Here is a 24,532-nt window from a genome sequence, read left to right as displayed (position 1 = left end):
CCCACCGCTTCCTGCCGATGCGGTGGCGAACCGGCCACCGCATCGGCTTACTCCAGGGGCACGCCAAGCCCGACTTTGACCCGGTCCATCGCAACAAAGGTGCGGAAGCGCTTGACGTTGTTGTTGCCGAAGAAGAGCCGCCGGGTGAGCGCCTCGTAATCGGCCATCGACAGCACGACGATGACAAGAATGAAATCGGCTTCGCCGGTGACGTAATAGCATTGCTGGATTTCCGGCGCGGCTGCGAACTCCGTCTTCGCCCGCTCGATCTGATCGCGGTTTCCCTGATCACCTCCACCTCGACGAAGATCGTGATGGACTGCCCGACTGCCTCCGGCGCGACGACCGAGACGTCCGCCCGGATCACCCCTTCCTCCCGCATCCGCTTGATCCGGCGCTGAACGGCGGGCGCGGACAGGTTCACCGCATCGCCGGTCGTGCGCTGCGGGGTCATATTGTCCCGCTGGAAAACGGCGAGAATCTTGCGATCGAAGGCATCGAGAGGCGATGGCTGAACGCGCTTGTTCAAATGGCCGGCTGGTGGTGACCAACCTGCAGACCATCGTCTCCAGGCGACTCGACCCGGCCGATATCGGCGTCGTCTCGGTTACCGAACTGATCACCGACGGCACGCGCAATGCGCTTCCCGGCGTCGCCCGCATTCTCGGCGATGCCCGCAGCTTCCGCTCCGAGATCAGCGAGACGATCGAAAGGCAGATGCGGATAATCGCCGAGGGCACAGAGGTCCTCTACACCAGGGAATTCGTCCCTCTGGCGAACGATCTTGGCTTGACCGAGGAAGCGCTTGCCGTCGCGCGGGATGAATCCCGGCCGTGGTTAGCGCGTCGGCGCCCTAGCGCTTTGCGGTCTGCGACGGCAACTGGCCGAAGCGCTTCCTGTAGTCGGCTGCAAATCGCCCGAGATGGGTGAACCCCCATCTCAGCGCGATTTCGGCGATGGCCTGGGTTCCGTCTGATTCCAGCAGCTCGCGATGGGCGGCAATCATTCTGATTTCATGCAGATAGGCGATTGGAGTGGTGTTCCTGAACTGACGGAAGCCCTGCTGCAAAGTCCGAACGCTTACCTTGGCCGCCACGGCGATTTCGCTGAGGGAGATCGGTTCGGCGATGTGTTCCTGCATGAAATCCATGGCCCATTTCACATGGCGCGGGGCCGGGAGCGGAGCGGCACGCGCCAACTCCTCCGAATAGTGATGGGGACATGTCTCCAGAAGCAGGTAAACCGCCGCATCGCAGAGCGATTTTACGGCCAGTGGTGAGCGCTGCAGCAAGCCGTTGCCAGTGAGACCGCTGTGGAGGTTCGAGACGAGTTGCTGCAGGAGGAATCCCGGACCGGCCGTCAGATCGATGTCGGTATGGAAGCCGATATCGCCGCTGATCGTCCGCTCGCACATATGGGTGAGCTGCGCGGCGATCTTGGCGCGATCGATGAAAAGGCAGAAATGACGGCGGGGGCCGATGATCCTTGTTCCCTTGACGGCGCCCTGTTCCAGGATCACCCCGCGACCGGGTAGCGAATATATCGGCTCCCGCTTGCCGCCGAACAACATCATCCCCTGCGTCGGCAGGAACACAGCCAATCTATCAGCGACCCCGTCTCGCCTGCTGGAAATCGAGCCTTCATAAGAGCAATCGGCCACGCTTACATCTTCCATCGAGATGAAATTGCAGCGATACGCGATGGGCATCGTGCCTTCGGTCGAGACCCTTATTGTGGATGTCGGCGTCGACAGTGCTTCCGCGAGCTCATCCGCGTCGGTTCCGTTCTGCACCGTTGCCCGAAACGACACATTCGATACGGCCGACGATTGGACCACGCTGCCTGGTGCATGCCGATCGGGGCTAACGGACATTCGTGACCTCCTACGGTGATGCCCGCGAGTGACAGGCATTTTGTACAATATCGTTCATTCCTCCTGTCGTCCATTTCGCGTCAGCCGTATCGGCTGATTGCCAGGTCCTTGGCGTCGATTTCGGGCGAACGGTTGCTGACGAGATCGCCGATCAGCCGGGCCGAACCGGTGCTCATGGTCCAGCCGAGCGTGCCGTGACCGGTATTGAGGAACAGGCCGGCGACCTTGGTCGGGCCGATGACCGGCGTGCCGTCCGGCGTCATCGGGCGGAGGCCGGACCAGAAGGAAGCCCTGGAAACATCACCGCCGGGGAAAAGGTCGGTGACGGAATGTTCGAGCGTGCTGCGGCGAGCGAGACCGAGATCATTGGTATAGCCTGATATTTCGGCCATGCCGCCGACGCGGATGCGGTCGCCGAGCCGAGTGATCGCGATCTTGTAGGTTTCGTCCATCACGGTCGATTCCGGCGCGCGTGACGCATCGTTAATCGGGATGGTGAGCGAGTAGCCTTTGACCGGATAGACCGGCAGGCGGATACCAAAGGGCTTCAGCAGCAGCGGCGAGTAACTGCCCAGCGCGACCACCACAGCCTCGGCACTGATCCGCTCGCGGTCCCGAACGGGATCGGGAGCGGTGACAATCCCGCGCACGCGGCCTCCCTCGACATCCAGCGCCTTGATCGTCGTCCCATAGGCGAAACGCACACCGAGCGCCTCGGCTTTGGCGGCGAGCGCATTGGTGAACTTGAAGCAGTCGCCGGTTTCGTCCTTGGGCGTCAGCAACCCGCCGACGATCTTGTCGCGTACGTGCCTGAGCGCCGGTTCGACGCGAATGCAGCCGTCGCGGTCCAGCAGTTCATAGGGAATGCCGTCGGCGGCCAGCGCCTTGACGTCCTTGGCCGAAGCATCGAGCTGCTGCTGCGTGCGGAACAGCTGCAGGGTTCCCTGCATGCGTTCGTCATAGGTGATGCCGGTTTCTGAGCGAAGCTCGGCGAGCGCAATGCGGCTGTAATCGGCAAGGCGCAGCATGCGGCTTTTGTTGATCGCGTAGCGCTCGGAGCTGCAGTTCGACAGCATCCTCGCCATCCATGAGAGCATGGCCATGTCCAATTTCGGGCGCAGGATGAGCGGCGCATGTTTCATGAACAGCCATTTCATTGCCTTCATCGGAATGCCGGGTGCCGCCCATGGCGAGCAATAGCCGAAGGAGACTTCGCCGGCATTGGCAAAGCTCGTCTCCAGCGCCGGCCCCGATTGCCGGTCGACGACGGTAACCTCATGGCCTGCCTTGGCCAGCTGATAGGCGGATGTGACGCCGACGATGCCGGCACCCAGAACGATGACTTTCATGATGTCCCCAAGAATGAAGCCAGCCGGCTCTCAGCGATATTGCCTGTGATACCGATCGCCGAGACCGGTCAGGATTTCATAAGATATGGTGTCGGCATCGCGCGCAATATCCTCAAGCGTCTGATGCTGCCCGAGCACCTCGACAAGACTGCCGAGCGTCAGCGCGCCTTCGGGCAGCGCCGATATATCCACCGTGATGCTGTCCATCGAAACGCGGCCGACGATCGGCAGGCGCGTGCCCTTGTAATAGACGGCGCCGCGGTCGCTGAGGCAGCGCGGCAGGCCGTCGGCATAGCCGGCGGCAATGGTGGCAAGACACATTTCCCGTTGCGCGACATGCGCGCCGCCGTAACCAACCTTCGTGCCCGGTGATACGGTCCGCGTCTGCACGACGGCGACATCGAGGCTGACGACCGGCTCCATCAGGTTCGGCGCGCCGGCGCTCGCAGCGCCGCCATAAAGCGCGATGCCCGGCCGGGCGAGCACGCCATGATAGGCTTCGCCGAGGAAGACGCCGCCGGAATTGGCGAAGGAGATGTCGAAGCCTGGAAAGTCGTCGGCGATGCAGGACATTTCTGCCAGCTGGTCGCCATTCTGCTCGCCATCGGTCTCATCGGCCGAAGCCAGATGGCTCATGATGAACAGGACTTCGATATTGGTGCCATTGCGAAGGGCTGTCGCCAGATCCGCCCTTTCCTCCGGGGGAAAGCCCAGCCGCGACATGCCGGTGTCGAATTGCAGGACGGCCGGCAGGCAGCGCTTCAGCGCGCGCGCCGCCGCCGACCATTGCTGCCACTGGGCAAGCGAATTCAGAACAGGGACAATATTCATTTCGGCGCAGGCAATTTCATTACCCGGCTGCAAGCCGTTCAGCACGAAAATCTGGGCGTCCTGCGCAAGCACCGGCCGGAGCCTCGCCGCCTCGACGAATTGAGCAACGAAGAAATGCCGGCAATCTTTGCCGTAGAGCGTTTTCGCCACCCGTTCCGCGCCGAGTCCATAGGCATCGGCCTTGACGACGGCGCCCGCACGAACCGGCGCCAGCATCGACACCAGCTTGCGATAATTGCGGCCGAGCGCAGCAAGATCGACCGTCAGGTAGCCTGTAGCCCCCTGCATGGTCACGGCAGTATGTGCATGCGAAACCAAAATATCGCTGTCCATGTTCACCCTCTTGTTTCCCTGCAGTGTATGAAAGAATAAGCGATATTGCAGGTCAATTTGTCATTGATTATTGCATCTATTGCATCTTATGCGCATGATCGGTGAAAATTTGGAATAATCGATCATGCCCGCCCTTGACACCACAGATCGCAACATCCTCAGGCTCCTGCGCCTCGACGCCCGGATGAGCAATGCCAAGCTTGCCGTCGAGGTCGGCCTGTCGCCGTCTGCTTGCCTCAGACGCATCAAGATCATGGAAAAGACGGGCGTGATCCGCGGCTATACGGCGCTTCTCGATACGAGCAATGCGGATGCGATGATTGCCGTTATCATCAACATCACCCTCGAACGGCAGACGGAGGATTATCTCGACCGTTTCGAGGCGGCCGTCCGCCGTCATCCGGAAATCCGCGAATGTTTCCTGATGACGGGTGGATCCGACTATCTGCTGCGCGTGGAAGTCGCCAATGCCGGCGAATTCGAACGGATCCACAAGGAAATATTATCGGCCTTGCCAGGCGTCCTCAGGATTCACTCCAGCTTCTCGATCCGCAACGTCCTGGCGACGCGCACCAAAAATAAGCGATGAGCAGGCGTCGGCCTGAATCGCTCTCCAGTCTTGCAGCCCGCGTCTCCAGACGCGTAGACGACACTGATCCTCGAATTGCTTCCCTGAAGCAGTTGCGGTGTCGGGCCGATCACTCCAACGGAGTCACTGATCACTTCGAGGCTCTGTCAGGCTAACCGGATAGAGTTGGCTTGCCCGAACTCCAATGCTTCCTGCGCCAATCGCCCTGCCAGTTCGGCAAACGACTGCGGCCGTCCAAAAGCATAACCCTGGAGAGTGTGGACGCCAAGATCGGCGAGCACTTTGGCATGCTCGAAGGTTTCCACGCCTTCCGCAATCACCTCCATGTCAAGCGCGCGCGCTATGTCGACCAGCGAACTGACAAGCCGGCGGCTGGGAACGGATTGCAGGATCGGCATCACAAGCTGGCGATCGATCTTGACGCGGTCCGGTCTGAGCTCGAGCAGGCCCAGCAAGGAGGCATGCCCCGATCCGAGATCGTCGATCTCAATGTCGATACCGAAGGACTTGATGGCCTGGATGTTCTGGCGCACCCGATCGCTCAGGCTGTCCAGGAATATCGTCTCTATCAGCTCGAAGCTCAATCGGCCGGGCGGGATGTCATAGCCGCCGAGTTTCGTTGTCAATTCGGGATCATCGAGACGCTCGGCGGAGAGGTTGATCGACAGCCGAACGCGCTCGAGCAGCGAGGCCGAGGATCTCATATCCAATAGGACGGCTCTCAGGATGACATCGTCAAGCTCTGCGACCAATCCGTTCGACGAGGCGAGAGGCAGGAAATGCGCCGGAGCGAGAATTCCTCTCGTCGGATGGTGCCATCTCGCCAGAGCTTCGACGCCGTTTACCCGGAAAGACCTGGCGTCGACCTGCACCTGGTAAAATGGACGGATCTGGCCGAGCGCCAATCCGGATCGCAGATCCTGGACGAGCTGCCTTTCGTTCGCCAGCCTCGAAGCCATCTCGTCGGTAAAAATCTCGGCGCGATTCCGGCCATTCCGCTTGGCGTGGTACAAAGCCAGGTCCGACTGGGAGAGCAGCTTGGCAAAGTCTCCGCTCATGGCGCTGGCAACGCCAATGGAACACTGCACGCTGAGTGCCTGGTCGACACCAGGAAGCGGGCTTTCCAGGCGTCGCTGAATATGATCGAGCACCGCCCTCGTCCTGTCGGGCTCGTCTTCAGTGACGATGACTGCGAACTCATCGCCGCCGAGGCGCGCTGCGACGTCATCTGCGGAAATGGCCTCCAGAAGAATCTCGCTGACATGACACAGAACGAGGTCGCCGACCGCATGCCCGAAGCGATCATTGATCTCCTTGAAATGGTCCACGTCTATATGGAGAAGCGCAACCTTGACGCCCTCCTGCCTGGCAAGCTCGGACAGGGCGAAATCGAAACTACGCCGGTTCAAGAGACCGGTGAGGTGATCGTGATCGGCCGCGAACCGAGCTTCCGCGCGGCTCCTCTCCAGTTCCTTGTTGAGCAGGACGTCGTCGGTCACATCCCATTCGGCGCCGACAAAGCAGGGGTCGCCGGCCACATCGACGAAATAGCGAGCGCGCGAACGCAGATAGCGGATCGCTCCGTCTGGTCGAACAATGCGAAATTCCGATGCGTAATCCGATCTGGTTTCGATCGCCCGCAGAAATATTTCATTGGTCGCCGCCAGATCATCGGGGTGGACGCTGTCCAGCCAGATAACGTCAAGCGGCGCTTTCGGAACGCCATAGATCAGCTTGAGCTGCTCGTCCCAGCGCGTCTGATTTTTTGCGATATTGTGTTGCCAGATGCCAATCCTGGATGCCTCAAGAGCCAAGCCAAGCTGGCGAAGCAGATTTTCAAGTTCGACATTCGTTCTGGATCGTTTGCTGCTCAAGGCAATCTCGCTGTTACGTTCGCCCGAGTGTCGCATTGAATATCTTAAAGAGTGCTAATCGAACGAAGGCCAAAGACCCTGTTGGCCAATCAGTCAGCCGATAAACGGCCAGTGCGATGCACAAATATAACGCTCTTGCGAATGCCACCGCCCTGGTAACAGCACAAATACTAATCACATATTCAGACTGCCCAGGAAATAAGCACGCTGGAACTGACCTATTTTTGCCTTTCAGCTCATGAAGTTACTGCCGTCGCTTTGGACTTGGCACACCAATTGCAGGCCTTCAATGTGCATCGGTCAACGGCGACCGCTGCAGATGGGCGCGACATAAGCGCTTGCGTTAGACATCGACGTCGCAAGGATTGCCATCCGGGATGCACTCATCCCGTGGACGCATTCCGGCGGCGTTTTTTTGCGTCCGAATTCACCAAGCAGAGGGGAACCTGCAGATGAAGAAGATTTCGACGACTGCGATATCGGCAACCGGCATCACCCGCCGGAGCATGCTCAAGACGACTGCAGCGGCCGCCCTCATCGGCGCCGTCAAGACCGCCTTTCCCTCCGGCGCCTTTGCGGCCGGGGCAGGCCCTGAAGTGAACGGCATCAAGCTCGGCTTCATCGCGCTCACGGATTCCGCGCCGCTGATTATCGCCAAGGAAAAAGGCCTGTTCGAAAAATATGGACTTCCGGAAACGGATGTCGCCAAACAGGCGTCCTGGGGTGCGACGAGAGACAATCTCGTGTTGGGCGGCGCAGCCAACGGTATCGACGGCGCTCACATCCTCTCGCCGCTCCCCTATCTCATGCACACCGGCAAGGTGACGCAGAACAACAAGCCGGTGCCGATGGCAGTCCTTGCCCGGCTCAATCTCGACAGCCAGGGCATCTCCGTCGCCAAGGAATATGCCGAAACCGGCGTCCAGCTCGATGCCTCGAAGCTGAAGGCAGCCTTCGAAAAGAAGAAGACCGAAGGCAAGGAGATCAAGGCCGCCATGACCTTCCCGGGCGGCACCCACGACCTCTGGATCCGCTACTGGCTCGCCGCCGGCGGCATCGACCCGAACAAGGACGTTTCGACCATCGTCGTGCCGCCGCCGCAGATGGTGGCCAACATGAAGGTCGGCAACATGGACGTTTTCTGTGTGGGCGAGCCTTGGAACGAGCAACTCGTCAACCAGGGCATCGGCTTCACGGCAGCCACCACCGGCGAGCTCTGGAAGGGCCATCCCGAAAAGGCGCTGGGGCTCCGCGCCGAATGGATCGAAAAGAACCCGAATGCCGCCAAGGCCCTGCTGATGGCCGTCATGGAAGCGCAGCAATGGTGCGACAGCATGGACAACAAGGCGGAGATGGCGGAGATTCTCGGCAAGCGTCAATGGTTCAACGTTCCGACCAAGGATGTGCTCGGCCGCCTGAAGGGCGATATCAATTATGGCAATGGCCGCGAGGTCAAGGCGACCGATCTCTACATGAAGTTTTGGAAGGACGGCGCCTCCTACCCGTTCAAGAGCCACGATGCCTGGTTCATGACGGAAAACATCCGTTGGGGAAACCTGCCGGCGACGACCGATGTGAAGGCGCTGGTCAACCAGGTGAACCGCGAGGATATCTGGCGCGAGGCTGCCAAGGATCTCGGCATCGCTGCTGCCGACATTCCCGCATCGTCGTCCCGGGGCAAGGAAACCTTCTTCGACGGCAAGGTCTTCGACCCTGAAAATCCCTCCGCCTACCTGGAGAGCCTTTCGATCAAGGCCGTCTCCTGATCCCGCCTCCGGCGCGCGACCGGCGCGCCGGCCTTCCATTCCCGTGAGGAGCGCGCTGATGTCCGCCCTGGCAAATAAAGAAAATCCCTCGATCGTCGCCTCTGCAAAGCCGGCGGCGAAGGTTCTGTCATTCTCCGGCAAGCAAGCATCGCGGATCGATTTTCGCCGCGCGGCGCTGACCGCACTTCACAATGTCGTTCCGCCGGCCGTCGTGCTGGCTCTCGTCCTCCTCCTCTGGCAGGCGCTCTGTTCATCGGCGGACGCCTCTCTGCCTTCGCCGCACCAAGTCTGGCAGGATAGCTACGACCTCATCGCCTATCCGTTCTTCAACTACGGCTCCCAGGATATCGGGCTCGGCTGGCGGGTGCTGGTCTCGCTGCAGCGCGTGGCTTATGGCTTCGGCCTTGCCGCAGTCACCGGCGTCATCATCGGGGCGATCATCGGTCAATCGGTCTGGGCCATGCGCGGCCTCGATCCGATCTTCCAGGTGCTGCGCACGGTGCCGCCGCTCGCTTGGCTGCCGCTGTCGCTCGCCGCATTCCAGGATTCCAGCCCTTCGGCGATCTTCGTCATCTTCATCACCTCGATCTGGCCTGTCATCATCAACACCGCCGTCGGCGTCCGCAATATTCCGCAGGACTATCGCAACGTCGCCAAGGTGCTGCGGCTCAACCAGCTCGAATTCTTCTGGAAGATCATGCTGCCGTCGGCGGCCCCTTACATCTTCACCGGCCTCAGGATCGGCGTCGGCCTTTCCTGGCTCGCCATCGTCGCGGCCGAAATGCTGACCGGCGGCGTCGGCATCGGCTTCTTCATCTGGGATGCGTGGAACTCCTCGCGCCTTCCCGACATCATCGTCGCGCTCGCCTATATCGGCATCGTCGGTTTTGCTCTCGACAAGCTGGTGGCCGCGCTCGGCAAACTCGTCACCCGCGGCGCCATGGCCAACTGAGGACCATATCGATGAACGCCTATCTCAAGCTCGATCATATCGACAAGCATTTCGATCGCGGCGGCGTGCGCGCCGAAGTCCTGAAGGACATCAACCTGACGATTTCACAGGGCGAATTCGTCTCGATCATCGGCCATTCCGGTTGCGGCAAGTCCACCCTGCTCAATCTCATTGCCGGCCTGACCCCGGTTTCGGCAGGCGCCGTGCTTCTGGAAAATCAAGAGGTCAACGAGCCGGGCCCGGAACGCGCCGTCGTTTTTCAGAACCATTCGCTCCTGCCCTGGCTGACGGTCTATGAGAACGTGAATCTCGCCGTCTCCAAGGTCTTCAGCCGAACGAAGACCAAGGCCGAGCGACATGACTGGGTGATGGCCAATCTCGACCTCGTGCAGATGGCCCATGCCAGGGACAAGCGGCCCGCGGAGATATCCGGCGGCATGAAGCAGCGCGTCGGCATTGCCCGCGCGCTTTCAATGGAGCCGAAGATCCTGCTGCTCGACGAGCCGTTCGGGGCACTCGACGCATTGACCCGCGCCCATCTTCAGGATGCGGTGATGGAGATCCATAGCCGGCTCGGCAACACGATGGTGATGATCACCCATGATGTTGATGAAGCGGTGCTGCTCTCCGACCGCATCGTGATGATGACCAACGGCCCGGCGGCCCGCATCGGCGAAGTGCTCGACGTCACCATGCCCCGCCCCCGCAACCGCATCGAGCTCGCCTCCGACCGGACATATCTCAAATGCCGCGAGGCCGTGCTCAAATTCCTTTACGAACGCCACCGCTTCATCGAAGCCGCGGAGTAAATCCCGCGGAGATTGCCAATCGGGCCGCGTTACGCATACTGGCCTGATGCAGCAATCAGAAAATCAACCGGCCGCCATCGATGTCGTGCTCTGGAAATATCCGAAGAACGACAGCGGCGAGAAGCGCTGGATGCAGTGGCTTTCACCGAATGAGCGGGAGCGCGCCGCGACCTATCGCTTCGAGCGCGACCGGACCTCGTTCATCGCCGGCCGCTGTCTGCTGCGGCAAGTGCTGAGCGCGCATACCAAGACGCAGCCTGACAAGCTGCTGTTGCAGGCGGATGCGTACGGCAGGCTGAGGGCCGAGGGTCACGACGGGCTGCACTTCAGCCTTTCCAATGCCGACGGGCTGGTGGCCGTCGCCGTCACTTCAGAATGCGAGCGCGTCGGGATCGACTGCGAACGCGCCGACGCCGAAATCGAAGCGGCGGCGTTGGAGAGCTATTGCAGCCTGGACGAACGGCAGTGGCTCGATCAACTGCCTCCGGGCGAACGATCGCGTGCAGCCGTTGCCCTTTGGGCGCTCAAGGAGAGCCATCTCAAGGCACTCGGGGTAGGCTTGCGTGAAGATCCCCGCAGCGTCGCCTTTTCCTGGCAGGACGGCATCCCCGACCTGGTTCAGAGCGGCGCACCGGACCGGCAATGGCATCACCGCCTGATCGAGAGCGGCAGCCAGCACGTCGCCGCGCTGGCCGTCCACTCACAATTTCGCGCCCCCAGCATTCATGTCCTGACGTTTCAGGATGACAGCATGCCGTCCGAATGGCCGGCCCGGAGCTGATGCGACATGGCAGAAGCTGCCTCCGTCGCCCAGACCAGTTGGGCATTGTCAGGCTCGGCATCGAAATGCTGCCGGCCGAGAAGGGTGTTGACGATCTTGGCGCTACGCCACGCCATGAGGCTGAGCTGCGAGTCGGCAATGCCGTGCGAGTATCGGCCGGCGTTCTGCGCAAACAGGCGGTTGGTCCTCGGGCCTGTCCACTGCATCGTGTAGTCGTCGTTCAGGGTGGGATAGCCGTTTCTGTCGAGGCTGATCCTTTCGCTTAGCGATCCGAGCGCATCCGGCAAACGGAACCTGTAGCCGGTTGCCAGCACCACCGCATCGGCATGCAGCACCTCGATCCCGCCATCGAAATGGTTGCGGACGATGAGCCGATAGGCATTGCCGTTCCGCTCCATCTGGATCACATCGCGGTTCGGCGACAAAGATGCATTCAGCGTGCTCTGCTCAAGGTAACGCAGCGCATAGAGGCGGCGGTAGATCGAGTGGATCGTCGAAATCGACAGGCCGTCACTGGTCAGGATCGAGTTCGTCAGAGCTGCCTGCTTCTGCTCGGCGCCGAGCTTCAGATAGGCCTGCACATATTCCGGCGAGAAGACCTGGTTTGAGAACGGCGTATCGTTGATCGGCTCGAAATTATGGCGCCGGCTGATCCAGGTCAGTTCCATGATCGAACCGGGATCGCCAAGCAGCGCATCGACCACCTCGCCGCCGCTCTGGCCGCCGCCGACCACGACGATGCGGGAAGCGCCGAGATTGCCGAGACGCGATTTCGCCTCGCTGTTATGGAAGCAATCCGCACCCAGGAAGGGTTTTGCCCAATCGGGCACGAAGGGCGAAGAGCCCGTGCCGATCACCAGGTTGCGCGCTTCCTCCTGGCCGTCATCGAAGCGCAGGACGAAGCGGTCGTCGCGGTGTTCGACGTCGCGGATCTCGCTCGAAAAGCGCAAGCCTTCCACGCCCTTAGCGACCCAGGCGAGATAACGTGCGAATTCCTGCCGGGGAACGGCGTTGTAATTGGCGTTCAGGAAGGCGTAGAGCCTCTTATGGGCGACCAGATAGGAGATAAAGGACCAGCGGCTGGTCGGAAGGACCGGGGTGACGAGGTCCTTCAGGAAGGAGGACTGCAACTCGACACCGGGCATCATCATGCCGGGATGCCAGTCGAAGGCGCCGCGCCGCTCGAAGAAGCGGCTGCGGACCTCGGGCACGGATTCCAGCAGGCAGGCAAGGCTCAGATTGGAGGGACCGATGCCGATACCGGCAAGATCGAGCGGCTCGTTGAGGGCATCCCTGCGGGTAAAAGCGACCGTCATGCGTTATCCTTCTCTGTTTCCTTGAGACGCAGGGCAAGCCTTGAGTGGAAGGCGGGCGACCCGATCATGTGCAGGTGGTTGGTGCCGGTGATGATCTCGGCAGCATGCGCGCGCGGCGACAGGCGGCGCCAATCGATCAGGTTGAGGCCGCGGTTGAGGCTGTCGTCGGCTGCCCAGGGATAGATCGGCACGTCATGGGGAACGAGCCGGTGCTTGCGGAAGATCAGGGCATTATCGATCAGCACCCAGAACGTATGCTCGCGGCTGCTGATATCGGGCCCGTCTGTGGGAAGCGGGTCCTTCTCGTCGCCGACGAAGCGCAGGAACTGCTCGTAGGTGTCGGCATCCATCGTCGACAGCAGCCGGTCCCATTCCGGCCGCATCGCCGTCTTTTGCAGCCATGCCTGCACGTCCCGGTGAAGCGCGTCGCGTTCGCCCGGCCGGAAACGCGGCTTGGCGCCGATCGCAAATTCCGATCCGAGGTCGCAAACATCGACCATCGCCATCATCCGCACATCGACCTCGTTGGCAAGCGTGCGGGCAGCCTCATAAGCCAGAAGCCCGCCCCAGGACCAGCCGAGGAAAGTGCAGGGCGCGCCGCAGCTGTGCTTCCTGATATAGTCGACATAGCTCTCGATGATCTCTTCGACAGGCGCGCCGACTTCCTTCTTCTCGGACAGCGAATGGCAAATGAAGCCGGTCGCCGGCTGGTCGGCGCCGAGATAATCGACGAGCTTCACATATTCGCGGGTGCTGACGAGAAGTCCTGGGAAGCAATAGAGCCGTGGCTTGGCGCCCGATGCCCGCAGCACGATCACCTCGGAAAGATCCCGCTCTTCCCCCTGCTCCATCACGCCGGCAAAGGCGCGAATGGTCGGGTTGTTGAAGATATCGGCGACGGTGAGCGGGATCTTCGGCCGGCGCTGCCGCAGCTGCGACAGGATGCGGATCGCGCCCAGCGAATTGCCGCCGATCGCGAAGAAATTATCCTCGACGCTGATCGCTTCCAGCTTGAGAACCTGGCGCCAGACATCCAGCACCTCTTCTTCGAGCGCGGTCGCCGGCTCGACGATGGCACGCTTGACCGGCTGGGGTGCGGGCAGCGCGAAGCGGTCGAGCTTGCTGTTCGGATTGGTCGGCATCTTTTCCAGTTCGACCACGGCCGCCGGCACCATGTAGGATGGCAGACTGCGTTCGAGGCCGGCGCGGACCGTCTCGACATCAAGCCTCTCGTCCTTTTTGGGAACGACATAAGCAACGAGGGCCTTTTCGCCGCCGGCATCGTGATCACGCAGCACGACCAGGGCTTCGCCGACGCCGGGCTGCTGCAGCAGCGCCGCTTCGATCTCGCCGAGCTCGATGCGGTATCCACGCAACTTCACCTGATGGTCGACGCGGCCGACGAATTCGACGGTTCCGTCCTCGCGCCAGCGCGTCAGGTCGCCGGAGCGGTAAAGCCGGCCGCCCTCTATCGAAAACGGATCGGGGATGAAGCGGTCCGCCGTCGTATCCGGCTTGCCGAGATAGCCGCGCGCAATGCCCTCACCACCGATATAAAGCTCGCCGGTCACGCCGATCGGGCACGGATTGAGGTCGGGGTCGAGCACATAGACGCGCCGGAGCCCAACGGCGCGGCCGAGCGGGGCGTAGACGCCCTGGAACTTGGTGCCGGCCCTCACCTTCCAGACCATCGGCGTCATGATGGTTTCCGTCGGACCGTAGCCGTTGATCAGCCATTCCGATTTCAACGCCCGCGACAGGAGATCGAAGGTCGATTGCGCCAGCCCTTCGCCGCCGAAGGAGTAAAGCCGCATCGGCGACGCGCCGTCGGTAATGTCGGCCCATTCCACCAGCTGCTGCAAATAGGTTGTCGGGATGCTCGCATTGTTGGCGCCATGCTTGCGCATCGCCGTCAGCGTCTCTTCCGGTGTCCAGAGCGGCTGGTCGGGAAGAATGATGCTGCCGCCTTCCATCAGCGGGTTCATCCAGCGCTCATGGCCGCCGTCCGAGCTGAAGGGCAGGAATGGCAGTTCGCGGGACTCCGAGCTCATGCCGTAGACACGCGAGGTATTCTGCAAATGATGCGTCAGTGGGCCGTGCTCGACGGCCACACCCTTCGGCAATCCGGTCGATCCCGAGGTGTACATGACATAGGCGAGCTGATCCTTATGCGTGGGAACGTAGAGCGGCGTCTCCGGCTCGCCTTCGAGATCAAGCTTGTCGAGTTCGAGGATAATCGCATCGAGTTCGTCCGGCAGGCGATGGCGCAGCCAGCTGTGGGTCAGGACGATCTTGACGCCGCCGTCTCGCAGGATGTGATGGTTGCGGACCGGCGGATGGTCGGGCTCGACCGGGATATAAGCGCCGCCTGCCTTCAGCGTGGCGAGAATGCCGACGATCGCCTCCGGCGAACGCTTGATGAAGATCGCGACCGTCACCTCGGCGCGAACGCCGAACTGCCGCAGCCGATGCCCGAGGCGATTGGTGCTCGCCTCCAGCCAGCCATGGCTCCACTCCTCGTCACCATAGACGATCGCGGTCTTTTCAGGCGTCCGGCGCGAATGGGTTGAGATCAGTTCGTGCACCGGCCGATCGTCGTCGACGACATCATCCTCGTAGGGGGCGGACAACCAGTCGAGCTCTTCGCTGCCGACGAGTTCGATATCCTTGATCCGGAGATCCGGCTGCGCGACGATCTGTTCGAGCACCAGGCGGAAATGCTTGGCGACACGGGCGATCACGGCGCCGTCGTAAAGATCCTGGGCATAGTCGATCAGCCCGAATGCACCGCCTTCCAGACGCGCCTCGACCACCAGGGAAAGCTCGCTGTCGGCGCGCGCGCCTGACGGTTCCAAATTTTTCGCGTCTCTCGGCACGGGATAGGGCTCGCGGAATTCGAACAGCGCCTTGACCACGGCTTCCTGGGCGGCCGCTTCGTCGACCACCAATTCCTGCGTGATGCGCTCCAACGGCACGAGCCGGAGAAGCCCTTCCTCCGTCACCTTGGAGATGGTCGCAACAACGTGGTCGAGGGAATGCCGGGAGGCGAGCGGCAGGACGAGGGGAAGGACCTGTTCGGCGCGGCCGCGGCTGGCGAAATGTTCCGTGCGGGGCCGCGCGATCAGCAGCCCGGTCAGCAAGGCATAGTTGCCGCTGTAGCGCGCCAGCAGCGCGCAGAAGGCGGCGTGAAGCACGCGCTCGATCTGGTATCCCTTGCCCTGTGCATGCCGTTCGAGCTTGGCCCAGAGGTTGGGCTCAATCGCAAACCGATGCTCAGCGCGCGCCACGCCCGCAAGCCCGCCGCTGTTGAAACGGGTGGGAAAGGCCGAGGCCGCATAGTCGAGACCGATCGTCTCGCACCAATAGGCAAACGCTTCCCGCGCCTCATCCGTCTCCAGCCATTCTTCCTCCCGCGTTCCGGTCGAAACTTCCGCCGGCTGCACGTCGCCGGCCGGCGCGCCGTCGAGGATGCGCGCCAGCGAAGCGGCAAGTACGGATTTTTCGCGGTCGTCTGAGACGATCGGATGCAGCACGATCGTCAGCATTGATTGCCCATCGGCAAGCAGGATGATCTGAATGCGCGCCCCCGGCCCGTCCAGCAGATCGAAGCGTCTGTCGCGAAAGGCTTTTCGCGCGGCCAAGGCTTCAGCCTCGGAAAGAGCGGCTCCTTCCTTGCCGAGAATTTCCATCGGCACGGCGTTCGATGCGCCGCGATACTGCTCGATGCGGCCGCCCGCCAGCCGACGGAAGCGGGTGGCAAGCGACGGGTTCTCAGCCACGAGCGCACGGCAGGCTCCGGCAATCGTCTCGACGTCGATTGCGGCACCCAGCCGCAAGCCGATGATCTGGTCGGGAAAGACCGTGTAATTGCCGATCTGCTCCAGCGACCAGATGCGCTTCTGCGCGATCGTCAGCGGAAAGCTCTCGAAGACGGTATCCACAGCGTCGGTCGGGCGGGCATCGGCGAAATTGGTAATCTGCTTGTTCATCTTGCCATCCAGACCTTTTCAGAGACGCGCATCGGCGGCCATCGCCGAACGCAGCGAGAGCGGGCGAGGATCGGTCCAGATTTCGCGGATATGGGCGAGGCACTCCTCGCGCGAACCGGCAAAACCCGCGGCCTGCCAGCTCACCGGAATCCGCTTGTCCTGCGGCCAGACCGAGTAATGTCGCTCGGTGTCGATGACGACGATCCAGAGATCGTCGCGGGGCTCAAGATTGTCCATTCGAAGCTCCTGCAAAGATTGACGCCATGCGCAAATGACGGATCCCCCCTGCCGGAGTTTAGAAAATTGCTGAGAATTTTTTTCTTCGTTTACCCCTAAATCTGCCTGGGGATGGATCGTCATTCTATCAAATCGGCGCAGGAGCGGGCTTCATGCTCGCAGCATCAAAAGCCCTGCCGATCAAGGAGAACATCATGGATTTCGATGCCGCCAAGCAAAGGCGGGTTCTGCAGGCGCGCAGCTATGTCAGGCTTGCCCCCAATATCGTCCATCTCCACACCGCACACGGCAATCACGAACTCACAGTCGAAGCCGAAGCCGGCATCGCCTTGCTGACCTTCTACGAGGGAAATCCCGTGCAATCGGCGGAGCTTCTCATGGCGGCCGCCGAGGCGGTGACGGCGCAAGACCGCTCGATCAAATCGGTCGCTTTCGAAGGCCATCAGGCGAGCCTTCCCCGGCACATCGCAGGCATCGACGGACGGCTCGATTCCGCGATCCTCTGGCAATGGCCCTCCCCGTGGCTGCCGCAGATGTCCTATCCGCTGCCGCCCGTGCAGGAGATGACGGCAGGTCGCTATCATCCGCGCCGGCCGGCAAAGCCGAAGGACACGGTCTACCAGCGCTTCATCCCCTGGCTGGAGCGGGATATCAGCTTCAGGGTGGCCGATCCCGAAACCGATCTTGCGGTCTTCCATCGCTGGATGAACGACGAGCAGGTTAACACGATCTGGGAGGATGCGGGCTCGATCGACAAGCACCGGAAGATCCTGGAGGAGAGGATCGCCGATCCGCATATCCTGCCGCTGATCGGCAGTTTCGCCGATATTCCCTTCGGCTATTTCGAGGTCTACTGGGCCAAGGAAAACAGACTCGGCCCCTATTACGATGCCGACGATTACGATCGCGGATGGCATGTGGCGATCGGCGAGCCCGATTATCGCGGCAAGAAATGGATCAGCGCCTGGCTTCCCTCGCTGATGCATTTCATCTTCCTCGACGATCCCCGCACCAAGCGCATCGTCGGCGAGCCGCGCGCCAGCCACGAGCAGCAAATCCGCAATCTCGACCGCTCAGGCTTTGCCAAGGTCAAGCATTTCGATTTTCCGCACAAGCGGGCGCTTCTCGTCATGCTGACCCGCGAGCGCTTCTTCGGTGATCATCTCTGGGTGCCCGCATCATGAACGACATGAGCGAGATGAGCGGCAGCCTGCGCAAACGCCGGCTTGCCCCGGAAGATCTTGCCAGCCCGCAGCTTTTCCGGCTGCTGCTGCGCCTCGGCCTGCCAGCCATGTTCGGCCTGTCGATCAATGCCGCGCATCACACCATCAACATGGTGTTCGTCGGCATGATCGGCGAAGACCAGATCGCCGCGATCATGATCGTGCTGCCGATCCTGATGCTTGTCGCCGCCTTCGGCGAAGGCATCGGCGTCGGTGTGGCAACCGAGGTCGGCCGGGCGCTCGGCGCCGGAAACCGGTCGCGGGCGAGCACGCTTGCCTCGATCAGCCTTGCCGCCGGCATCGCCTTCGGCGTGGCAAGCGCGGTCGCCATCGTCGCATTCCCATCTTTCCTGCTGTTCGGCGCCACACCCGCCATCGAGCCGCTTGCGCAGCATTATCTCCTCATCATCGCAGTCTCGATCCCGCTGACGATGGGGCAGATCATTCTCGACTTCCTGGCGATCGCCGAGGGCAATGCCCGCTTCAGCATGTGGACGCTGGTTGCCTGCTTCGCGCTGAACATCATCCTCGACCCGATCATGATCTTCGGCTTCGGCCTCGGCCTGCAGGGGGTGGCAATGGCAACCATCCTCTCCCAACTCGTGGCGCTCTCCATCTACGGCGCCTATCACGCGAGACGGCTCGGCACGATCCGACTGACATTCGGTAGGCGGTTCGGCGATCTCAGGCATCTCAGGCCGGTGCTTGCCGTGGGCGCGCCGACGACGCTGACGAGCCTTGCGACGGCCGGCGCAATCGCCGCGATGCTGTCGGTGGCCGGCATCTATCATGGCGAGGACGGCATTGCCGGAGTCGGGATCGCCCTGCGGCTGCTTGCGGTCGGCGCACTTCCCGTCATCGGTATTTCGCTCGGCGCGCAGGCCATCCTGAGTTTTGCCTGGGGCCGCGGGGATATATCACGGGTGCTCTCGTCAGCCCGGATGCTGACCGCCGTCACGAGCGCGGTCGGCGGCGTCTACGGACTGGCGGCGATCATCTTTTCCGAACACCTCGCCTCATTCTTCACCGACGATGCGCCCGTGGTGTCGATCGCAGGCCAGGCGATCGTCGCGGCCCACCTGCCCTTCCTGCTGTTTGGCATCCGGCAGACCGTGCTGATCCTCTTCCAGGCGCAGGGCAGGCCGAAAGCCGCCCTTGCCCTCGGCCTGGCGCAGAACGGATATCTTCTCTTTCCGCTGCTTGCTCTCCTGCCGCCCTTCTTCGGTTTTTCGGGTCTGCTCGCAGCCATGTTTCTGGCCTCGGCGCTCACCGGCCTGCTGTCATGCTTCTGCCTGGCAAGGTCGATCGGCGCACTCCGGCAGCGCTCGGCCGAACCTCTGAGTGCTATCCGTCCCCCTCCCAGCTTTTGTCCATGAGAGGATCATCATGAACCAGTCCTTCAGCCCGCGCGACCTTGGCGCCCATGCGGCCGCCGACGATCTCTTCACCCCCGTCGATCCGGCCGCCTTCAACGCCGTGTCGCCGCCAATCTTCCAGACCTCGCTCTTCACCTATGACAGCTACGAGGCGATGGAGGATGTCTTCGCCGGCCGGGCGCGCAACTTCATCTATTCGCGCGGCGACAATCCTACCGTCCGCGAATTCGAGCTCTTGGTCGCCCGCCTCGAAGGCGCGGAGGATGGGCGCGCCTTTTCCAGCGGAACGGCCGCCATCACCGCGACCATTCTGAGCCTCGTGGAAGCGGGCGACCGGGTCGTTGCCGTCCGCCACCTCTATAATGACGTCTATCGCCTTCTCGTGAAGCTGCTCGGAAGGCTCGGCGTCACAGTGGATTTCGTCGATCCTTCCGACCATGACGAGGTGCGCAAGGCGCTGCCGGGCGCCAAGCTGCTCTATCTCGAAAACCCCTCCTCCTTCGTCTTCGAGCTTCAGGACATCGTGGCGCTGTCTGCCATGGCGAAGGAGGCTGGAGTCACCACGATCATCGACAACTCCTGGGCAACGCCGCTCTTCCAGAAGCCGATCCAGCACGGCGTCGATATCGTCATTCATGCCGCTTCGAAATATCTCGGCGGCCACAGCGATACGGTCGCCGGCGTCGTCGTCGGCACGAAGGAGGCGATCGCCAGGATCAACTCGGCCTCCTATCCCTATGTCGGCGCCAAGCTTTCGCCCTTCGAGGCATGGCTCCTGCTGCGCGGCATGCGCACGCTGCGCGTCCGTCTCAAGGAGCATGAGCGCAGCGGGCTTCTGCTCGCCGACCGGCTTAAACAGCATCCCGACATCGCCCACGTTCGCCACCCGGCCTTTCAGGATCATCCCGGCAGGGCGACGCTGTCGGGTTATGCCGGGCTCTTCGCCTTCGACCTCACGCCCGACATCGATGTCGCGCGCTTCGTCAACGCGCTTCGCGAGATCCGTCTCGGCGTCAGCTGGGGAGGACCGGAAACGCTCGTGGTCCCCGCCAAGGTGGCGCTGCAGATCCCCGACCGGATGACCACATTCATCCGGTTCGGCGTGAGCGAGCAGACGGTTCGCTTCGCCGTTGGACTGGAAGAACCGGAACTGCTGTGGAGCGATTTGCAGCAGGCGCTGCACGCCGCACGGCGGTAGTATCCCGGCGAGGTTCATGATCGGGGCGGGCGGGTTCAGTGATCGCCGAATGGCAATGCTGCTCCGCCGCCTTGATCATGAAATTGACAAGCGTCCTCGAGACGCCGAGTTCGGCCGCGATATCCTTCTGCGGCACGCCGTTCAGGCGGTGGCGGATGAAGGCGTCGTTGGTGCGCTTCGGCAGCGCCTCGAGCGAAGCAAGCACGTCACGCAGGGTCTCTGCGGCAACGAGTTGGTCGAGCACCGTTGGGACGGGAGCGGTGATCTCCTGGATTTGATCTATCGACCTGTGGTTGTTCGTTTGATGGCGCCGGCGGCGGCCCTCATCCAGTGCGAGATTATAGACCATCCGGAAGGCATAGCCGATGGGGCAACGAATACCGTCGACATTGACCCCATAAGCTTTGATGACTCCGTCTTGGAATATATCCTCGGAGTATGACCTTGATTTGATAACGCTTTCGATCGTTCTTAGGAGCTTTTCCTTATTTTCGATCATTGCGTTGACAACCGCATTCCCGTTCACATCACGATGCGATGCTCGCATTGTCCTGTACCCTTTTACGAATGGAAAATCAGGCTCTGTCTTGCTGGTCGGTTCGGCCGCGGCGCTCCTTTTTCAAAGCGAATGTGCACGATTTGATTGCAGTGTCTATTTTAAGGTGATAACAGGAGTCAAGTTTAAATCGACGGGCTGAAGGCGAGAAAGAATGGGACGAACAGTTGAGATCCTGACGGGCAAGGCGGAGCTCTGCCGATCGATCATGAGTGCCTTGCCCGACTGGTTTTCGGAGCCCGAGGTCATCGAAGCGAGCGCCCGGGCGATCGAGGAGTTGCCGGTGTTCGCCTATATCGAAGCGGATGTCGTCACCGCCATGATCGCGCTGAAGCCGCACCTGCCAGGCGCAGTCGAGATCGCGCTGATCGCGACGCGGCCGGAATATCGCGGCCGCGGCGGCGGACGACATCTTGTCGATGCGGCCGAACGCTTCGCCCATCAATCGGGCGCCCGGCTGCTGACCGTCAAGACGCTCGCGCCGCGCGGCCGCAACGAGCCGCAATTCGAGGCGACGCGCCGCTTCTATGACCGGAACGGCTTCGTCAGGGCGGAGGTGTTTGACAAGCTCTGGCACGAGGACCATCCGTGCCTCTTCATGGTCAAGCCGCTCGTCGGAAATCAGCCGAGCGAGACCGCGCTTTGAAACGACGGGACTTTCTTCTGGGCGCGCTGGCAATGACGAGCGCGCCCCACACGGCGCGCGCCGGCGACGGCGGCGTCGTGTCGCTCGATTACGGACTGGCATCGACGATGCTGGCGCTCGGCAGCGTGCCGCGTGCGATCGCCTCGCTCAGGAACTGGTCGGAATGGGTCGTCGAGCCGGCCATGCCGCAAGGCGTCGTCGATATCGGCACAACGTCCGAGATCAATCTCGAAGTCCTTACCAGCCTCCGGCCATCGCTCATCCTCAGCACGCCCTTCCTGGCAGCGCTGGATGAAAAACTCTCCCGCATCGCACCGGTCGCGACCTTCACCGTCTATGCCGCGAACGGCGATGCGCTCGACCGTTCCTACGCCGAGACGCGACGTCTCGGCGCCATGATCGGGCGAAAGAGGCAGGCGGAGGCGTTTCTCGCCCGCGCCGATGCTACATTCGAGCGGTTGCGCGAGACGGCGAAGAGCCTGTCCGCGCCTCCTGTGGCGGTCATCAACTTTATCGACCAGAGGCATGCGCGCATCTATGGCGGCCCCGGGCTCTATGGCGGCGCCATGAGACGCATCGGCCTTGAGAACGCCTGGAAGGGAGAGGCCAGCTACTGGGGATTTCAGACGATCGGCCTGGAGCAGCTCGCCGAACTCGGTGACGACGTGCACCTCGTCGTCGTGTCGCCGCTGTTTCCACCCGATGTCCTGACCCGGCTTTCCGAAAGCCCGCTCTGGACAGGCCTTCCCTTCGTCCAGCGCCAGCGAATCTCGGTCGTTCCAGGCGTCCTGATGTTTGGAATGGTCCAGGAGGCGCTGCGCTTTTCGACCCTGATGGTCGATGTTCTGGAGACTGCCGCCTGATGAAGCCTCAATATTCCCGCTTCGGCGCGCCGGCACTTGCGACGCTATTGCTGTTTTCAGGCCTCAGCCTCGCCGCCCTCGATCTCTTGCCGGCGCTGCCGCATCTCGAGACGACAGGCGGTTACGACGCCCAGCACCTGTTGCTTCTCTATTCCACGCTGCCTCGCATGGCGACGGCACTGATCACGGGAGCCGCCCTTGCACTTTCGGGAACGATTCTGCAGCAGGTGCTGCGCAATCCGCTGGCCTCGCCGACGACACTCGGCGTCTCGGCCGGCGCCAATCTGGCGCTGGTATCCGTCATGCTCGCCTTTCCCTCACTGGCGGGATGGGGCCGCGACGCGGTCGCGCTCGGCGGAAGTGCGGCTGCTGCCTTCGCGATCTTTTCGATCAGCGCCCGGCACGGCTTCTCGCCCTTTTCCCTCATCCTGTCGGGCATGATCATCGGCCTCTGGTGCGGAGCGGCGGCGGCCATCCTCATTCTGATGAACGATCAATATCTCTCGGGGATCTTCATCTGGGGCGCCGGCTCGCTCTCGCAGCAAAGCTGGGCGATCCCGCTATCGCTGCTGCCGAAAGTGGCGCTGCTTACCGCCCTTGCCCTACTCGCCACCCGGCCGCTGGCGCTGAGCCAGCTCGGCGATGCCGGCGCGACCAGCCTCGGCCTGCGGATCAAATGGGCGCGGGGCTTCGTCCTGGCGATCGCGATTGCGCTGAGCGCCCTCGTCACCAGCGCGGTCGGCGTCATCGGCTTCGTCGGGTTGGCCGCCCCGCAGATCGTCCGGATGGCCGGTGCAAGGCGCATCCTCAGCCAATTGATCTGGTCGCCGGTCGCAGGCGCCGGCCTTCTCCTCATGACGGACGAGACCATCAAGCTTCTGGCTCCCGGTGATTTCGTGCCGACGGGCGCGGTGACGGCACTGCTCGGCGGGCCGATCCTGATCGCTCTGCTCCCACGCCTCGCCACCGCCTCGCGCGCACTGCCCGGCATCGCCTCGCCACGGCTCGCGGTCGGCAGCAAAGGGGCTCCCCTTGTTCTGCTGTTGGCCTCGATCGTCGCATTGGCGATCGCCGCGATCTTCTTCGGCCGGGCACCCGACGGAGACTGGGCCTGGCTGCCGGCCGCCTCATGGGACGACATCCTTCCCCTTCGCCTGCCGCGCGTCGCCGCGGCATTCGGCGCCGGAACGGTGCTCGGCGTGACCGGCCTCATTCTGCAGCGGCTGACCGGAAACGAAATGGCAAGTCCCGAGGTGCTCGGCGTATCGGCCGGGGCGACCCTCGGCGTCGCCGCCGCCCTCTTCGCCGTTTCTGCACCGGGGCTGACGGTCCAGCTTGCCTTTGCCGGCGGCGGAGCGCTCGCCGTGCTTTTGCTGATCTTCCTCCTGAGCGCCGGTTCCGGCTTCGGCCCGAACCGCGTTCTGCTCGCCGGCATCGCCTTCGGCGCAATGCTCGATGCCGGGATCGGCGTCCTTGCCGCGAGCGGCGATCCCCGCGGCCTCGCGCTCATCCGCTGGATGGCGGGCTCGACCTATTTCGTCGACAATGCGGTTGCCGCAAGCGCCCTGTCGATTGCGCCGGCCTGCCTCGTCGCCGCCTTTCTCGCCAGCCGGTGGCTTGCGCTGCTGCAACTCGGGCCGGAAGCGGCGAGCGAACTCGGCCTCAGGATCGTCCCCACGCGCGCGGCCCTGTTCGGGCTCTCTGCGATCATGACGGCAGCCGCGACGCTGGTCGTCGGCCCCTTGAGCTTCGTCGGGCTGATGGCGCCGCACCTCGCCCACGGCCTCGGCTTTCGCCGCCCCTCAGTCCAGCTCCTCGCCGCCGCCCTCATCGGCGCGACCCTGCTCGTCATCGCCGACTGGGCCGGCCGGATGATCGCCTTCCCCTATCAGGTGCCGGCCGGCTTGATCTCGGCCCTGGTCGGGGCGCCGATGCTGCTTTTCGTTCTGCGCCGGCGGCCTTGAGAAGCCG

General features: G+C 62.4%; 19 protein-coding genes and 2 pseudogenes. 12 read left to right on the top strand and 9 right to left on the bottom strand.

Annotated features, from left to right (window positions below; all coding sequences use genetic code 11):
- Positions 1–47: 47 nt before the first annotated feature.
- Positions 48–454: pseudogene (locus NL154_RS24360) on the bottom strand (Lrp/AsnC family transcriptional regulator).
- 86 nt (positions 455–540) lie between these two features.
- Between NL154_RS24360 and NL154_RS24355 the strand changes: the two are divergent.
- Positions 541–819: pseudogene (locus tag NL154_RS24355) on the top strand (amidohydrolase); the annotation flags it as partial.
- A 34-nt stretch (positions 820–853) separates the two neighbouring features.
- On the opposite strand, the gene NL154_RS24350 reads toward NL154_RS24355, so the two are convergent.
- The 3 genes from NL154_RS24350 to alr all read right to left on the bottom strand — a co-directional run bounded on the left by NL154_RS24350 (position 854) and on the right by alr (position 4,386).
- Positions 854–1,873: an AraC family transcriptional regulator gene (locus NL154_RS24350; RefSeq protein ID WP_210632154.1), complete on the bottom strand. Its 1,020-nt coding sequence runs from the start codon at positions 1,871–1,873 to the stop codon at positions 854–856.
- Positions 1,874–1,953: 80 nt separating this feature from the next.
- Positions 1,954–3,222 carry a D-amino acid dehydrogenase gene (locus tag NL154_RS24345; protein ID WP_434734182.1) on the bottom strand — a complete coding sequence of 423 codons (1,269 nt, stop codon included), beginning with the start codon at positions 3,220–3,222 and terminating at the stop codon, positions 1,954–1,956.
- 30 nt (positions 3,223–3,252) lie between these two features.
- Positions 3,253–4,386 carry an alanine racemase gene (alr, locus tag NL154_RS24340; RefSeq protein WP_434734181.1) on the bottom strand — a complete coding sequence of 378 codons (1,134 nt, stop codon included), beginning with the start codon at positions 4,384–4,386 and terminating at the stop codon, positions 3,253–3,255.
- A gap of 124 nt (positions 4,387–4,510) precedes the next feature.
- Between alr and NL154_RS24335 the strand changes: the two genes are divergently transcribed.
- Entirely contained in the window at positions 4,511–4,975 is a 465-nt protein-coding gene (locus NL154_RS24335) for an Lrp/AsnC family transcriptional regulator (RefSeq protein ID WP_221156241.1), read from the top strand.
- 146 nt (positions 4,976–5,121) lie between these two features.
- Here the strand turns inward: NL154_RS24335 and NL154_RS24330 are convergent, their stop codons facing one another.
- Positions 5,122–6,885, bottom strand: coding sequence for a putative bifunctional diguanylate cyclase/phosphodiesterase (locus NL154_RS24330; RefSeq protein WP_221156243.1), 1,764 nt, complete (start codon positions 6,883–6,885; stop codon positions 5,122–5,124).
- A 416-nt stretch (positions 6,886–7,301) separates the two neighbouring features.
- Between NL154_RS24330 and NL154_RS24325 the strand changes: the two genes are divergently transcribed.
- From NL154_RS24325 to NL154_RS24310, 4 genes are read left to right on the top strand one after another with little or no spacing between them, the layout of a single operon-like run.
- Positions 7,302–8,615, top strand: a complete 1,314-nt coding sequence (locus NL154_RS24325) for a CmpA/NrtA family ABC transporter substrate-binding protein (protein WP_097601190.1) — start codon at positions 7,302–7,304, stop codon at positions 8,613–8,615.
- 58 nt (positions 8,616–8,673) lie between these two features.
- Positions 8,674–9,567, top strand: coding sequence for a nitrate ABC transporter permease (gene ntrB, locus NL154_RS24320; RefSeq protein WP_221156245.1), 894 nt, complete (start codon positions 8,674–8,676; stop codon positions 9,565–9,567).
- A gap of 11 nt (positions 9,568–9,578) precedes the next feature.
- Positions 9,579–10,376: an ABC transporter ATP-binding protein gene (locus tag NL154_RS24315; RefSeq protein ID WP_085781813.1), complete on the top strand. Its 798-nt coding sequence runs from the start codon at positions 9,579–9,581 to the stop codon at positions 10,374–10,376.
- Positions 10,377–10,422: 46 nt separating this feature from the next.
- Positions 10,423–11,157 carry a 4'-phosphopantetheinyl transferase family protein gene (locus NL154_RS24310; RefSeq protein WP_434734180.1) on the top strand — a complete coding sequence of 245 codons (735 nt, stop codon included), beginning with the start codon at positions 10,423–10,425 and terminating at the stop codon, positions 11,155–11,157.
- Here NL154_RS24310 and NL154_RS24305 read toward each other — a convergent pair.
- Genes NL154_RS24305 through NL154_RS24295 form a run of 3 tightly spaced genes read right to left on the bottom strand, consistent with a single transcriptional unit; the run spans position 11,115 to position 16,699 of the window.
- Positions 11,115–12,473 (bottom strand): lysine N(6)-hydroxylase/L-ornithine N(5)-oxygenase family protein, encoded by a 1,359-nt coding sequence (locus NL154_RS24305; protein WP_434734179.1) that lies wholly within the window; start codon positions 12,471–12,473, stop codon positions 11,115–11,117. The genes NL154_RS24310 and NL154_RS24305 overlap by 43 nt on opposite strands.
- On the bottom strand, positions 12,470–16,462 hold the full coding sequence (locus NL154_RS24300; RefSeq protein ID WP_434734178.1) for an amino acid adenylation domain-containing protein: 3,993 nt from the start codon (positions 16,460–16,462) through the stop codon (positions 12,470–12,472). The genes NL154_RS24305 and NL154_RS24300 overlap by 4 nt, the downstream gene beginning before the upstream one ends.
- 18 nt (positions 16,463–16,480) lie before the next feature.
- On the bottom strand, positions 16,481–16,699 hold the full coding sequence (locus NL154_RS24295) for an MbtH family protein (RefSeq protein ID WP_221147124.1): 219 nt from the start codon (positions 16,697–16,699) through the stop codon (positions 16,481–16,483).
- Positions 16,700–16,893: 194 nt separating this feature from the next.
- On the opposite strand from NL154_RS24295, the gene NL154_RS24290 reads away from it, so the two are divergent.
- The 3 genes from NL154_RS24290 to NL154_RS24280 are packed head-to-tail and all read left to right on the top strand — an operon-like array spanning position 16,894 to position 20,496.
- On the top strand, positions 16,894–17,883 hold the full coding sequence (locus NL154_RS24290; protein ID WP_210632190.1) for a GNAT family N-acetyltransferase: 990 nt from the start codon (positions 16,894–16,896) through the stop codon (positions 17,881–17,883).
- Complete coding sequence (locus NL154_RS24285) at positions 17,880–19,298, top strand: MATE family efflux transporter (RefSeq protein ID WP_210632132.1); 1,419 nt, start codon at positions 17,880–17,882, stop codon at positions 19,296–19,298. The genes NL154_RS24290 and NL154_RS24285 overlap by 4 nt, the downstream gene beginning before the upstream one ends.
- A gap of 10 nt (positions 19,299–19,308) precedes the next feature.
- Entirely contained in the window at positions 19,309–20,496 is a 1,188-nt protein-coding gene (locus tag NL154_RS24280; RefSeq protein ID WP_434734177.1) for a PLP-dependent transferase, read from the top strand.
- Here the strand turns inward: NL154_RS24280 and NL154_RS24275 are convergent.
- Positions 20,387–21,043, bottom strand: a complete 657-nt coding sequence (locus NL154_RS24275; protein ID WP_210632130.1) for a sigma-70 family RNA polymerase sigma factor — start codon at positions 21,041–21,043, stop codon at positions 20,387–20,389. The two genes, NL154_RS24280 and NL154_RS24275, sit on opposite strands and share 110 nt — an antisense overlap.
- Before the next feature lie 163 nt (positions 21,044–21,206).
- Here NL154_RS24275 and NL154_RS24270 point away from each other — a divergent pair, with 163 nt between their 5' ends.
- The 3 genes from NL154_RS24270 to fhuB are packed head-to-tail and all read left to right on the top strand — an operon-like array spanning position 21,207 to position 24,525.
- Positions 21,207–21,698 (top strand): GNAT family N-acetyltransferase, encoded by a 492-nt coding sequence (locus tag NL154_RS24270; RefSeq protein ID WP_221156313.1) that lies wholly within the window; start codon positions 21,207–21,209, stop codon positions 21,696–21,698.
- A gap of 32 nt (positions 21,699–21,730) precedes the next feature.
- Positions 21,731–22,561, top strand: a complete 831-nt coding sequence (locus tag NL154_RS24265; RefSeq protein WP_434734176.1) for an iron-siderophore ABC transporter substrate-binding protein — start codon at positions 21,731–21,733, stop codon at positions 22,559–22,561.
- The gene (gene fhuB, locus NL154_RS24260; RefSeq protein ID WP_434734175.1) at positions 22,561–24,525 is read left to right on the top strand and encodes a Fe(3+)-hydroxamate ABC transporter permease FhuB; all 1,965 of its coding nucleotides are present in this window, start codon (positions 22,561–22,563) and stop codon (positions 24,523–24,525) included. Before NL154_RS24265 ends, fhuB begins: the two co-directional genes overlap by 1 nt.
- The last annotated feature ends 7 nt before the right edge of the window (positions 24,526–24,532 follow it).

This window comes from Rhizobium sp. YTUHZ044, assembly GCF_051123975.1.
In the GTDB taxonomy this organism is placed as follows: domain Bacteria; phylum Pseudomonadota; class Alphaproteobacteria; order Rhizobiales; family Rhizobiaceae; genus Rhizobium.
This window is presented reverse-complemented; position numbering and strand designations above follow the sequence as displayed.